The 13,600-nt window shown below is 38.8% G+C and carries 10 protein-coding genes and 1 pseudogene; 4 read left to right on the top strand and 7 right to left on the bottom strand.

Translation table 11 applies throughout. The features are described from left to right. Positions 1-91: 91 nt before the first annotated feature. Positions 92-2,530, bottom strand: a complete 2,439-nt coding sequence (locus tag WA1_RS20010; RefSeq protein ID WP_017741773.1) for an NACHT domain-containing protein — start codon at positions 2,528-2,530, stop codon at positions 92-94. A 262-nt stretch (positions 2,531-2,792) separates the two neighbouring features. Next, positions 2,793-2,924, bottom strand: a pseudogene (locus tag WA1_RS61750) (IS982 family transposase); the annotation flags it as partial. A 686-nt stretch (positions 2,925-3,610) separates the two neighbouring features. On the opposite strand from WA1_RS61750, the gene WA1_RS20000 reads away from it, so the two are divergent. From WA1_RS20000 to WA1_RS19985, 4 genes are all read left to right on the top strand, one after another. Further along, positions 3,611-4,474, top strand: a complete 864-nt coding sequence (locus WA1_RS20000) for an ATP-binding protein (RefSeq protein ID WP_017741775.1) — start codon at positions 3,611-3,613, stop codon at positions 4,472-4,474. A gap of 31 nt (positions 4,475-4,505) precedes the next feature. Next, positions 4,506-4,856, top strand: coding sequence for a hypothetical protein (locus tag WA1_RS19995; RefSeq protein ID WP_017741776.1), 351 nt, complete (start codon positions 4,506-4,508; stop codon positions 4,854-4,856). Positions 4,857-4,862: 6 nt separating this feature from the next. After that, the gene (locus WA1_RS19990) at positions 4,863-5,273 is read left to right on the top strand and encodes a hypothetical protein (RefSeq protein WP_017741777.1); all 411 of its coding nucleotides are present in this window, start codon (positions 4,863-4,865) and stop codon (positions 5,271-5,273) included. A gap of 239 nt (positions 5,274-5,512) precedes the next feature. Continuing rightward, positions 5,513-6,130: a GNAT family N-acetyltransferase gene (locus tag WA1_RS19985; protein ID WP_017741778.1), complete on the top strand. Its 618-nt coding sequence runs from the start codon at positions 5,513-5,515 to the stop codon at positions 6,128-6,130. A 965-nt stretch (positions 6,131-7,095) separates the two neighbouring features. Here WA1_RS19985 and WA1_RS59995 read toward each other — a convergent pair. The 5 genes from WA1_RS59995 to WA1_RS19965 form a co-directional block, all read right to left on the bottom strand. After that, complete coding sequence (locus WA1_RS59995) at positions 7,096-7,230, bottom strand: DUF6887 family protein (protein ID WP_017741779.1); 135 nt, start codon at positions 7,228-7,230, stop codon at positions 7,096-7,098. Positions 7,231-7,305: 75 nt separating this feature from the next. Then, a complete protein-coding gene (locus WA1_RS19980; protein ID WP_017741780.1) occupies positions 7,306-8,148 on the bottom strand; it encodes a DUF928 domain-containing protein in 843 nt (280 codons plus the stop codon). Between the two features lie 10 nt (positions 8,149-8,158). Further along, positions 8,159-10,492 (bottom strand): CHASE2 domain-containing protein, encoded by a 2,334-nt coding sequence (locus tag WA1_RS19975; protein WP_017741781.1) that lies wholly within the window; start codon positions 10,490-10,492, stop codon positions 8,159-8,161. A 55-nt stretch (positions 10,493-10,547) separates the two neighbouring features. Further along, a complete protein-coding gene (locus tag WA1_RS19970; protein ID WP_158516664.1) occupies positions 10,548-11,804 on the bottom strand; it encodes a DUF1822 family protein in 1,257 nt (418 codons plus the stop codon). 30 nt (positions 11,805-11,834) lie between these two features. After that, positions 11,835-13,346 carry a sigma-70 family RNA polymerase sigma factor gene (locus WA1_RS19965; RefSeq protein ID WP_201789106.1) on the bottom strand — a complete coding sequence of 504 codons (1,512 nt, stop codon included), beginning with the start codon at positions 13,344-13,346 and terminating at the stop codon, positions 11,835-11,837. Positions 13,347-13,600 lie beyond the last annotated feature (254 nt).

Here is a 13,600-nt window from a genome sequence, read left to right as displayed (position 1 = left end):
AACCCTCTCCTCCTTCCGTATTGAAACAATCTTAAGTCAAGGGTTTTGAGTATCGGCGTTAAAAATTTTCACAAAGCGTTCTATCTGCAACTTACTTCAGCATACCGCTACTTGGCAATAGTAATGTATTTTCAATCTCTTGCCTTAATTCGTGGCTCACTTTACAATCGCTATTAAGGCAATCAACCAACAACTTATTAACGTCGTAGTACTGCTTCAAAAGATCCTTTTGGGAGTTGCTAAGCTGCCAGTTAGAACCAATATTGCGATGTAAAATCATTGCGGTTTTGAGTTGTTCAGTCCAAGCTTGACCATTTTTCTGCCACCATTGCTTGTACTCTTCTGAATCGCTCTCTAGGTCGGGAAGTTGGTTTTTGAGTTGTAGCAGCGTATACTGCAATGTGTGGTCGAGGTTACTGGCGTAGTTGCTGGTGATGTCAAACTCGCTGATGTAGTGACTGGAGATATCAAGGACACGGACAAGGACGAGGTCCAGGGCAAGGTCAAAGTCGAGAGCACGGACGAAGGCATTGTAGTTGTTGATGTCGCGGTCGCAGTTGAAGAGCTGGGCAAAAGCAAGAGCACGGTTGGACTCGTTGTTGAGATTGAGGAGCTCGGCAAAGGCGATAGCGCGTTTGAGGTCGAGGTCAAGGTCGATGTTAGGGTCGTAGGCAAGGGTATGAATGAAGGCGACGGCGACTTCACCCTCGCCGTCGGAGGCCAGGTCGTAGGCAAGCTCATAGTTGAGATCGTGGACAACGTTGCAGTAGAAGGCTCGAATTGCGGCGGGTTTATAGGGCGCTTTTACAGAACAAGATTTTTCATCAGCCCACAAGTGAAAGCGCAGTAGATCTTCATCAGTTGATAGAAGTGCATCGACTTGTTGTTTCATGCAGCGCAACAAATAATCTGGACTTGCCAACATCTCTGATGTCAACAAAAAGATTTCCCGCCAGCGTTTTTTGGTAATACGGTTAGCTAAATTTTGTAAAGTATTTTCTAATTCCTCTGAGTCAGTAATAGTAACAATCTTTTTCGCTGTGAAATACTCATGAAATGTAAGATGGGAGAATGAAAAAATGCCCTTAGCCCGTTCTACTAATAGCCCATGCTGCGCTTCAATCGACTTCAAAATGGCTTCGCTGTTTAGTTCTAATTCTTTCGTTTCAGTACAAGCATCGCGGAAGTTGGAGATGAAGTTAGTAATGTATCCTTCAAGGGTCTTTTGCTTAAAAAAATAGTCCTTCTGCTCAAAAGTGGTTAGAGCAATGTAGCTCAGCAAGTCTTTCTTACGCTGCAAGGATAGATTTTTATAGACCTGATCTCGCTCAATGTTCCGGTTGACATCCCATTTTTTCAGCAATATATTTATGCCTTCGGTGTAAAGTTCGGAACGATGGTCTGGAAATTTTCCAGCTTCGCCAAATACCAAACAAAACAAAGTTAATAGTAGGGGATTAGTTGCCAATTCTTGAATTGGCTTGTTTTCTTTCAGTTTTTGGATGAAACGCTCACCTTTAACTGGATCACTTAACTGAAACCAGTTTTGAGTAAAAGTGGCAATTTGGTCTTCGTTAAAATCTGCAATTTCTACTTCGGTGAACTTTTCAAACGTGTATTCCTTAGCAGCAATACGACAAGTGATGACAAAGTGATTAGTATAAAACTGGTTGGAAAAATCTTGAATTTGCTTTAAAACCCTCTTCGTATCCTTTTCTCCTACTTCATCTAGCCCGTCTAGCAAGATCAATACCCTCCCCTGTTCTAACAGTTGCTCTACTTTTATGCTGGCATCTGTTAACTTACAAATAGATAACTGGTGGGTAATATACTCCAGAATGCTCGGCTGTTCGGGTTTTTCTGCAAAATCTTTCAGTATAATAAAAACTGGGAAGCGATTCTTCTGAACACGATCATCGATACACTGAATTGCCAGATATTTTAAAAATGTAGTCTTTCCTGCTCCCGGTTTACCAAATACTATCAACTTACTATACTGTTGCACTGCTTGGATCCCTGGCACTCGCTCCTCAGTTACGCCGCTGAGTCTAAGACGGTCGAATTTCTCTGGATCAAAGTTATTTAACAGATCCGCAATCTCTACCCGTCGGAGTCCAGTGATTTTCTCCAAAATATTGACACAAGTGTAAATATTATCTAATGTAATAGGCTGGTTCATATCCAGCACCCGCATTGAACTACAACGTTCTTGAATATACGGCTTTATCTTTTTACGTACCTCTTCCACTAAAGTATCAATACTGGCATTAGCTTCCTCTAATACAGTAACTGAATTAGTTAAATTTTTGTCTATATCAGCGATTTCTCGCCAATCTAGATCCAGTAGTTTGCAAATTTTAAGAAAATTTTCTTGTGCTACTCCTCTGCCTGCAAAGAAGTTTACCACTGGCTGACGAGTAAGTATCCCAGCCTGTTGTGCTAGTTCAGCCTGTGTCCAATCTTTATTAATTAAAGCTATTTTTGCTTTACTGATACCTGATTTGCAGGCTTTGAGCGAGTTTCTAGGCATGGTTAAACAGTCATAGCATCTGACTTTTAAAGGAACAAACTAAACTTCCAATTCAAATGGAAGTTTTACAGATTTCTGCCCCAGATTTTTTACAAAATTGAGATGCTCCTCAAATATTAACTCAAGTTGCGGGTTATGAAATACGAATTTACTACTGAATGCGATCGCGCACTTCAAAGTGGTGGAAGCGGGTCGCGCTTCCACCACTTTGGTGAAATCCGAAAGTACAAGCGCCGAACTAGGCTTTAGTATTACATTTAACTCATTCAATGAATGCCTGCTGAAGAGTAAATGCAAAAATAAATGCTTGCAGCTTCAGTAAAAACCCCTCGTAAGTACAGGCATGAATCGACTTTGGAAAGACACAAGTAATACTACTAAACACTGTTTCAATAGATCGTTAATCAGCATTGAGTCTATGCTGTAGCCATTCACCTCAAAATAATGATTGTTTTAGGGAATGTTTTGCACTGAAGTTGGATGTTTCAACATCGAATAATCAAGGGTTTTGAGACTCTGCGTTACAAAAGTTTACAACGTGGGTAATTTTGCACGTATTTCGTCATATCCCCTTAAAGCTATACCTATATTGAGTTTAAAGCCAAAGTTATACTAAACCTATACAAAAGTCAGCTTTTTTCAAAGCTTTATCTATACCCAAGTGTAAGCATCAGACTGTGAGAATGGGAACAAGCTGATTGAGAGGTTACGGTGACTGCTATTTATTCCCAAAATACTAGTCATCTTCCCACGGGTATTGCAACAATTTATAATAATGCACCATTTGTGAATTGTTGCAATACCCCTCCATCAGTTGATCCCTGATGAGGTAAACCTTATGGGCATGAAACCGAGATTCATGTAAAAACCTGCAAGATGGTCTGAAAACTATTGTCCTATATGAGTTTGATAATTTGTTACAGTCAGGTCAAAAAAGCCGTGTTTGGTAACGAGAAATCAAGCCTTTTGGGGTCATCTTGCTGGAAAAAACACGCATCTCGGCTCAACCTCTAATACTCTCCCTCGACCTAACTCAGTACCCGTGTAGCATGGCAATGTAAAAGAATACAAGGTATTAACATGGAGTATGAAATCGTCAAAGATAGATCGAACAAGCAAGAGAAAGTACAGATTTTAATAGAGCAGCCGAAGTGGACTCTGGAAGAAGTAGTGCTATCCAAAAGTACGCTTGACCAAATTAACCAGATGGTTGCTTACATACAACACAAAGATAAACTTTTGATTGATTGGGAATTTAATCGGTTCCTGAAAACAGGAAGTGCTTTGAGCATTAACTTTTTTGGCATACCAGGTACGGGTAAAAGTATAACGGCTGAAGCAATTGCTCATAAACTTGGCGTGTCAATCATTAAAGCCAACTATGGTGAGCTTGAATCTTCTTTTGTAGGAGGAACATCTGATAACTTAACATCAGTTTTCAAAACAGCAGAAGAGACAAAAAGCCTACTATTCTTTGATGAAGCTGATGCTGTCCTTGGTAAAAGAATCTCCAACCCATCACTAGCAGCCGATCATGGTGTGAACTCAGCAAAGAGTACCTTGCTCACTCACTTAGATAAATTCAACGGGATTATTGTGTTTGCCACAAATCTTTTTGATAACTATGATGAGGCTTTTTTGAGAAGAATTCTTTTCAATATAGAGTTTTTAGCTCCAGATTTAGAAATGAGAGAGTATCTGTGGAGATTTCACTTATCGGAAAATGTACCCAAGGAAGTAAGTTATGAGGATTTGGCAAAAATTAGCGATGGTCTTTGTGGTGGTGATATCAGAAATATCACTATCAAGTTAGGTTTGGCATTGCTGACTGGAAAGGTACAGAGTATTGATGAGCCTTTAGTCAAAGAAGAAATTGCTCGGTACAAAGAAGTAAAACAAAGACACAATAGAACTCCGGTTTTAGTCGAAACTACTATGAATTGATCTGAGAAAAACATTACGAAGGAGGAAGTTTATGTCTGCGGAACTAATTTATTATGTAGCAGTGGGCTTTTTGGCTGGAGTTGCTGTTCGTCATTTTTGGAAGCAAATAAAGCAATGGGTCGATCGAATGCTTGGCTTGATCCTTGATAGCATCAACATAGCAATTGAAGTTACATCAGATCCTTTGGTTGAGCTGGTAAAAAAAGGATTTCGTCAGATTTATAAGCAAATAGTGGTTTATGTTAAAAACATTTACACTGGTGAGATAAGACCTGAATACAGAGAAGAATTGATTCCTCACTCACAAATTCCTGATGAAATTAAGGCTCAACTTGAGCAAAAAGCGAGATTAAAACTTACGCAACAGCAACTTAAAATATAATTTGTTATGAATGCACAAGAATCCCTTCAAGATAAGTTTAGTAAGCTATCCAACAATCTTACGAGCATTTCAAACAAACTCGCAAACGCAGTTAAGGAGGAGTTACAAGAAACTTTTAAGTTAAAAACTTCTAAGTTAGTCTGTGTTCAAGAAGGATTGTTGGATTTTGAGCGAATCGACGAAGATGTAAGACGGATACAAGAAGATATGAAAGCCAGAGGTGATATAGTTCTTGGCAGCCATCTCATCTTGGATGATGAACGGAACTTCATGGAAATTCGGACTTACACTGAGAGAGATAATAAAACTTTTGTAATACCTGTTGATGCTGAAGTGAAACGAGTAATTAATATTCCCTCTGATGTTTTAAACGAACTTCAACAAAAAGGGCATATTGAATTAAGTTTAAAATTTTAGCAAGTAGTAGGTGTAGATGCAATACCAGTAGACTGAAAATTTTTGAAATTTCACGAAATAATAAGGGTTTGGTCTGATGGTGTTGGAAAGAGCGATCGCAACCAGAAGCGATCGCTCTATTCGTCTATCCAGAACATAGGTACTTGAAAACCAGATTATACGGTAATTTTGTCAATGACATTCCCCAATTCAAATCAGGAACTGGTAAGGGTTATGAAAAACGGCTGGTCTATTAAATAATGGAGAGCAAAATAATTCACTTTGATAAATCTCAGATTAATGAGGCAAACCACTTACTTGGAAGGGCATTCTATAATGATCCTGCCTACACTTATATAATCCTTGAAGAAGGTAACAGAAGAGAACGTCTAGTAGGATGGCTCTGTACCCTTACAGTACGCTATGGTCTTGCTTTTGGTCATGTTTATACAACTGATAATAGCTTGAAAGGTGTTGCCATTTGGATACCTTCAGATGCTTTTTCTTTAAGCTTTATACCCATGATTAAAATAGGTATGTATGTATTACCCTTTCAGCTTGGTTTCAGTGCGGTAAAGCGGGTAATCAAATTACTAAACAATATAGAAAAGCATCATAAACTTAATATGCCAGAGAAGCACTGGTACTTGTCTCTTCTCGGTGTAGATCCTGTTTATCAAAACCAAGGTATAGGCAGTTCACTTCTACAGCCGATACTAAAACAGGCGGATGTTGAAGGTTTGCCTTGTTACCTTGAAACGTTTACTGAGAAGAATGTACGTTTCTACCACAAGCATGGTTTCGCAGTAGTTACAGAAGTTAACATCTCAAAAAGCAACTTACGCTTTTGGACGATGAAGAGAAAGCCCCAGAACTGAATTCTGCATCAGATATAGTTTAAAAGAGTCAAAATATGGTTCAAAATTATGTTCAATTACAAATTGAGTTGATTAGAGCATTCAACGAAAGAGCCAAAACGTTGACCTGATGGCTCAAAGTATTAATTTCTCGTGGTGGTGATGAGCGGCATCACCAACCTTGGTTATTTTACCAGTTTTGGGTCAAAAGTTGGTATTTGAGTTCTAACGGTCTGTATGGTTCAATGATACCTACTTTCTCCGTCTCACCAGATATGTTCCTTCAGTACAAGGAGAGCAATCCCTTGAATTATTTGCCAATCTCGGCGAACACCTGAACCACCTTGATGTTGAACTCGGACAAACAGTCATTTTAGCAGGGATTCTTACATCTCAATCTCAATCAACAGATGCGATCGCCGCAGAATGCTTAAGTCATTACTACAGCAAAACTATTTCAACCAAGGAACTCATCGTTAATGAATTTTTAGATTGTCCTTTTTATGTTTATCCCCAAACAGTCACACTCAACCAGGTAGGTGAAGATTTCATCGAATCAAAAAAACTCACCTGTGTTTTTCTTTATAAAGACGAGCAAGTAGAGAACCAAGCCAATACAGTTTATAACATATTACAAAACTTACTGCTGAGTTATCATAAAATTCATTATTTCTACTCCCAAAGCCAGATTTTAAAAAAGATACTTGCCAAGCAATATGAAGCAATTGAACGCCTCAGTAGCGATTACGCTCAACGAAAATGGGATAGACTCTCTCTCCTCAAACTTCCACAAGAATCCCTTGATTACTTCAAACGCCTTTCCTTTCTTGAAGATTTTAGAAAAATAGGTATAAAAAATCCGGATATCTAAATATCAGTCTGTAAGAGTTAAGTATAACGTGAGTTCAGCAGGCCTCTCCCTCCAATCTTCCCTCTTTTTTAAGGCGAGGGAAAAATAACCTTAAAACAAAATTTGAAAGCTTCTTCTATGGAGTGCTTACCACTACTCCAGGCTTTGCTCTCATCAATGTTAGAAAGTGTTGGAAAGCTTCTTCATCCTGGGGATTGGCTTTGACGTATTGCTTCAACTCTTGATAATTAAGGCTTAAATAATCACTCATCTTATTAATACCTCTCCACTAGTAAACCAAACCTAACAATTCGATTCAATGTTGGGTTTCGTTCCTCAACCCAACCTACGTAATATATGATGTTGGCGATTTAAGATTGACTTTATAAAGGCTTGCCAAAGGTTCTGTAGCAACTTCTTCCAACCCTACAGACTCCAACAAATCTTTCCAATCAGCCGCCAACGCTGGATCTTGGGGTTTAGCACGCCTGAGTTCTCCTAAAGTTGTTATCGCATCTTGCCATATCCCTGCTTGAGCATAAAGGGCGACTCTTTGACGTGAGGTTGCTGCTTGTAGACGACGAGCTAAATCTTGGTTAAGGGGGATGCGTTGCACTAAGCCTTCAACTGCTATATCTTCCGAACGGCTTTGGGGGTTACAATCAATTAAGAGATACCAGTGATAATATTGTCCAACTACGAGGGGTTTCTCTGTTGTGGGAAGACTAACGCTGATGATTCCTGGTGTATTGGGTGGAGCGATCGCAATTGGTTCTTTGGTGACAGAGTTATTCTTTTCATTGAGCAAGACAAACTTTACTGAGTTAATGTTCTTAGGTACATAGGGAACGTAAAACCAAAAAGTTGGATGTTCTGCTGCGGTTAAGCTCAAAACATATTGTGTTGCAGCTTGCTTCTGATTTGCGGTTGTTGACACCAAAGGTACCAAAGCGGTGAGACGTTTGTTCGCAGCCGGACAATCACCCCGCGTTCCTGCACCTTTTCTGTCTCTCGGTGCGCCACGATTGTCTGGGTACCTTTCTAAAGCAGGCTGAACAAAACGTATTTTGGCGGTGTTTGATTGCTGAGATTGTACTAATAATTGAGTGAAATTAATTATTACTAATATAATAATCAACAATAACACATTTTTTGCTAAATTTGCTAAAGTAAATTTTCTTCCAATCATAATTAAATTCTCAATTATTTACAGTTATTTTTTTGAGTAAAGATTCGTATATATTCACACCCAATACAGTTGCCAAGACTCCCAATGCAGAGGGAAGGAATGGCATCCAACAGCCATACAGCAAGATAATAAAACAGCAACTGTAAAGAGTTAGTAATTCAGCAGTGATGAAAATTGCAAGTTTTAATTGTGACCAACTGTACGCAGTTACTATTCCTGTTAATAAAGACCAACCGCAAATCCATAAAACTTCACCCCATGCAGGTAAAACCCACAGAAGTGGTCGGTTATCTAAAACAGCACTAAGAATTTGACTCACCATGTGTGCGTGCAGCAGTACGCCTGGAATTTCTTGGTAGGGGGTCGTTGCCATACTATAAGGAGTGAGAAAATAGTCTTTAGCACTTTGTGAGTCAACGCCAATCAGGACAATCTTATCTTTGATCCAATCGGGTTTTAATCGATCGCTCAAGACTTGTGCAACACTGACTTGTCTGGCAATCTGCCGTGAAGAGCGATAATTGAGCAGTATTTGGTGTCCCCCTGTATGAAATTGTTGGTAGCCACCCGTGGGAGCATCTAGGGGTCGAAAGACGACTTTACCAATTTGCAAGTAGTCTTCGTTAGTAAGACGGAATTTAATCCCTTGTTTGGCTAGATATTGTCGTGCTAACTGGAAGTTGAAGGAGTAGTGCGACTTGCAAGGTGATTCCGAGTCTGGTGTCATGGATAGTAAATGACGGCGGACGACCAAATCGCTATCGAATACAACATCACTAAAACCCGTGCGAGTTGTTGGAATCTCCGGTGGTGGTGAAATACCAACTGCTTGTTGTTTGCTACCACTAACTTGACAAATAGCAATAAAGCTGCTGTTTTTTCGTAAACGATTTGCTAAATCTGGATACTGAGAATCTACCCGGAAATCTCTATAGATATCCAAACCAATGGCTCTTGGTTTGTGTAGTTCTAGTTTTTGTAATAGTTTTTGTAATGTACTATCTGAGAGTGATGATTTTTGTCTTTGTTTTTGAGCTTGAATATCTTCTTCTGTAACTGTAACTACCAAAAGACGTTCATCCAATCCTTCTTCAGGTCGCATTCGCATCATTGAGTCAAAAGCTGACATTTCCCATTGTTGCATAAAACCTAGCGATCGCACCCCTGCAATCAAGCCAGCGATGGTGACACTCACCATAAATGCAGTTTGTAAAGCCCGCACCGTCAACTTACGGGAAAGAACCGTGTGAGTTTTACCGCGTAACTCAAGCCATGTTAAAGGGTCTTCTGCTGGATTTTGGCAAATCACGGGTAACCAAGAAGCACCAGGGAATTCATCTTCCAAACCCTGCAATCTTAAGCGTGCGTAACGCACAGCTAAATAGAAAGATTGACCGCCCGAAAAAGCCCCTAAGAAATGTTTCACAAACTCTTGTGCTACTAAATCCGGTACTTCTTCCCGCATAACAATAATTTGGGGAATTTGCAGAGCGGTTAACTGTTGTGCTAGTCCCAAGCCATCGCAGGAATTGAAAATAGCCATTTTTAAACCGCGTGAAATGGCATATTTCAGAGCATTTTTCAACTCAGCGATCGTTAAACTACTGGTTTGATTGATATGTATCTCACCTTTATCGTCTTGACTGTGACTGTGTCCTGCAAAAAACAGAATATCCCAGCCTTGTTCTTTCCAAAGCCATTTATCTAACTCTTGACGTGAAGGTTCTACCAAAAATACTGTTGATGCATGGGGTAATTGTTCGAGAGTCTTTCTATCTTGTTGGACATCAATTCCTTCACTGTTACCCAAAATTGCCAAAATGTTGACTTTATTCTTTTTTTGTTTGGGTAATAGTTGCACTCGCTCATATTTTGGTGTACTGACAGCGACTTCACAGGACTGGTAACGTTCCACAAAACTCCATAAATGCCAAGGTAGCCGTCGCAAGAGACGATCGCTGGCTTCAATAACGATCTGAAATTCTTCGTCTAAAGCCAATCGCTCTCTTAATTGTTGGTCAATTGGACGAAATAAATCGGAATTTAGCCAAGAATTGATGGCTTCATCTAACTGTTCTTGAACTTCGCTAAAATCGACTTCACTAACATTAGTTAAACCTGTTGCTTCTATCTCGAGTCCCGAACGGCTTACCAATCGTTGATGGAGTGCTTGATATATGAGTTGAAAGCGTTTGTACAGTTCGGAAATTTCTGGAGCAGGAGGTAAAGCGCCTGTAAATTTGATGGGACGCGAACTGTTATTTTCCCAAAGTTGTGCAGTCACAGGGGAACAGCCATCGTTTAAGTTACCTTTTTCCAAGTTGATAACAACTAACTTGCTCATCTTTGAAGTCAAAGGCAGAGAACAGGATGAAATTAAGCGGGAATTTGTTAATTTTTTAAATTGAAAAATATTCTGTCATAGTAAAATTACCAAGAGTTAGTTGGACAGCAAACTTGGTTCCACGTAAACCTTTAAAATAGTTGAGTTGAATGTAGCAATCTCGACTTCTGGATGGAACTTCTTGTAAAACCCTCTCTGATTCTAAAAGTATGAGTTTGAGATTTGGTGGCAGATATTTTTCATTTCCTGTGGGATGAACTTGTACCAGAATACCAATTTTTTCCTCCTCTTCCTGGGAAAGCGCAAGCATCAGTGCTAAAGATTTTCCTCCTAATTGCATTCCCAAATCAATTAACTTGACTCCATGAACGTTTAGTTTCTTATTTGTAGAAGAACTTCTGAAATCCAATGCTAAATTTCCTATGTGTGGATTCAAAACTTCATTAATAGGTTGCCAACCTGCTGCAAACACTTTTTGGAACCATTGACTGAGATTCACTTGCATGAGTGGAGATTCTGTACGAATTATTGCTGTGCTTTCAGTAGTGGTTACAGTATTTTGCTCTTTACCTAAACGTTGATTATACAGTTGTTGTCGCCATTGTTCGTGAGAAATGAGTGCCGCCCAGTGCTCAAATGGTATATCTAACAACCTGGGAGAATAAATCGACGTATGACTCAATTTTCGTAATAAGTTTTGGGCTTCTGCTGCTGACAAAGTCACTTCAGATGGAATTTCTGCTTGCAAACGCAGCCCCAGTGTCGCAAACAGTAAGGTGAAGTTTTCTGATAACTGTTCTATGGGTAAAGAATAAGTGCGATCGCTTTGATTGTAAGTCCCTTGGTTTTTCAATTGATGGTGAGTGACAAAACCGCCAACTCGCATCCAAGAATCACCATCATCGCCATCTAAATTGACTTGTACGGAAACGTAATAATCAGCCGCCCAACTGTGAATATCTACCCATTCCTGCGGTACGCGCAATTCTTCTATGTCTAACGTTTCCGTTGGCACTAATACGATACGGGTTTCACCCACCTTAATTGCTGTACCATGGACTATTTCCAAAAGACTGGGTAAATTTTCCTCAGAGGGAAATACCTCTGGTTGTAACGTAGATTCTTCTCTCAACCACTCCTGAAACCAATTGAGTAAGTGACTCAAGCAGACGCGATTGAGATATGCATTGTAGATTGCGATCGCATTCGAGTGATGCTGAGAAAGCCGCCATGCTTCTTCTTGTTTGGCTGTCTCTAATGGTAACCAAATATGTTTAGTGTCAATATTGACGAAATCTGATAAACTTAACATTTTTCCTCTCCGTAAAATCATTTTAACGAGTTAGTATTGATTTTGAATGTATGTCTCCAGCAAGGAAATCTTTTCTTCTATATCCACTTCTTGATTCCCAGAATTCGACACAGTTTTTAAAACTGATTTCACTAGAGATTGGTAGTATTTACTCAACCACTTCTCTAAATATTCTTTAATCCAAATATTTATCTCTTGCATTAAATTCTCTTGTAACTGATTTTGGGCTTGGTTAAGTCTTTTAGTTATTTCATCAATCTTAACATTTAATTGCTCGGCAATTTTAATTTTATCTATTTTTTGTCCGTAATAAAGCTGGAAAATTTCGCGTTCTTCACTTGTTAATTTCTTGATAGCTGATACCAAAGCTGCTTGAACTAAATCTGAATGTACGGGAGCTTTATATTCTCTACACAGCCATTTTTCTACATATTGTTTAACCCATTGTTGGGATTGAGAAACCCCTGCTAAAGTTTCCAATAATTGGATTGTGGATTTTGTCAAATAACGAGAAATTGTACTTTGATTAATTTTCAATCTAGCTGCTAGCTGTTTTTGATTGAGTCCAAAACCATAATATAATAGCAAAATTTTCTGATTGTCTGGTTTCATTGCTTGCAGTTTCTCAGATAAAACTGAGTTAACTTTCTTTACAAGATAATCTCGGCTATCTCTTATGTCTTCGTTAGCTAATATTCCTTGCCATTCAACGTTCACAATCTCAGTCTGAGACTCCGATCTAGCTTCAAATCCATCAGACTGTAAGGCATCAAGTGAAAATTTTGGTAAAATTGATTTTGGATAATTTTCTAAAGATTTAATGCAAATCTCCATCCAATCTTTAATTTGTTTAGCAGTGACATTACTGGAATTAGCAAATACTTCATGGGGTGTTGTGGGGAGTGCCTTTTCCACGTTATAGCACTGTGCAGATTTTGAAAAATCTTCTTCATCAGGAGCTACCCATTTTTTCCCTGTACTTCTTGCTGGATTTTTAACTTTGTTCATTAAATAAACTTGTTTAAAATATTTTCTAGAAAAAATAATTTGTGTAAGTTCTGGATCTACAATTCCCAATACTTTTAGCGCTTCTTTCAATTCTTTATCACTCTTTTTATATAGCAATCGCCATCGTGAAAATCGATTGACTTCTGCTGAAAATTTGACAGTATTTATTAATATTTGACTAACATATGTTTCTAAATTTGCATTGTAAGAATTATTATACTTAGCTAAAATCTCGCTTAATTTTAACGGATTATAAATTAGCAATCTTGCCATAAAAAAATATTCTTCCCAAGAATCGCTTTCACCATTACATAAATCTTTAGCAGTCCAATAGCATTTTTCTTCAAAGTAACTTGCTAAATGTTCGCAAGCAAGTTGTGTTTTATTTCTTGGCTCCCAATCTGCCAATAATTGTGGTTCGTCTAGCGCTACTGTTCGCCAAAAATAGGCGATTTTGAGAATTTTATCTTTTTGAGTCAATAACTGAGAAAATTCTTCATGCATTGCTTCATATAACTTTATATTACGTTGCAAAACAGGTTGGTATTTCCATTGCAGCGTCGTTCCACGAGTGCTGTTGGAGATCGCGAGGTAGGTAGAGAATTTGTTCGGATTGTTCTCGCGCTTTGGTAGTACAGGAATATTATCCAACTTTGTAAAACTCAACATCTTGGTTTTTCTCGTTTCTCTCTCTACTGGACAATAATGTGATATTACACGATACGCGTGTAATAACTACACTGCCTTGTTTTATGGGCTTTTTGCCCTACTGAGCTTATTGGGAGTCA

It is taken from the genome of Scytonema hofmannii PCC 7110 (assembly GCF_000346485.2).
GTDB lineage: Bacteria > Cyanobacteriota > Cyanobacteriia > Cyanobacteriales > Nostocaceae > Scytonema > Scytonema hofmannii.
Note: the sequence above shows the minus strand (reverse complement) of the source record. Positions and strands in the feature narration are given on the sequence as shown.

Excerpts from the sequence above, each read along its gene's own strand:
- WA1_RS20010 (WP_017741773.1), bottom strand. The coding sequence starts at position 2,530 with ATGCCTAGAAACTCGCTCAAAGCCTGCAAATCAGGTATCAGTAAAGCA.
- WA1_RS20000 (WP_017741775.1), top strand. The coding sequence starts at position 3,611 with ATGGAGTATGAAATCGTCAAAGATAGATCGAACAAGCAAGAGAAAGTA.
- WA1_RS19995 (WP_017741776.1), top strand. The coding sequence starts at position 4,506 with ATGTCTGCGGAACTAATTTATTATGTAGCAGTGGGCTTTTTGGCTGGA.
- WA1_RS19990 (WP_017741777.1), top strand. The coding sequence starts at position 4,863 with ATGAATGCACAAGAATCCCTTCAAGATAAGTTTAGTAAGCTATCCAAC.
- WA1_RS19985 (WP_017741778.1), top strand. The coding sequence starts at position 5,513 with ATGGAGAGCAAAATAATTCACTTTGATAAATCTCAGATTAATGAGGCA.
- WA1_RS59995 (WP_017741779.1), bottom strand. The coding sequence starts at position 7,230 with ATGAGTGATTATTTAAGCCTTAATTATCAAGAGTTGAAGCAATACGTC.
- WA1_RS19980 (WP_017741780.1), bottom strand. The coding sequence starts at position 8,148 with ATGATTGGAAGAAAATTTACTTTAGCAAATTTAGCAAAAAATGTGTTA.
- WA1_RS19975 (WP_017741781.1), bottom strand. The coding sequence starts at position 10,492 with ATGAGCAAGTTAGTTGTTATCAACTTGGAAAAAGGTAACTTAAACGAT.
- WA1_RS19970 (WP_158516664.1), bottom strand. The coding sequence starts at position 11,804 with ATGTTAAGTTTATCAGATTTCGTCAATATTGACACTAAACATATTTGG.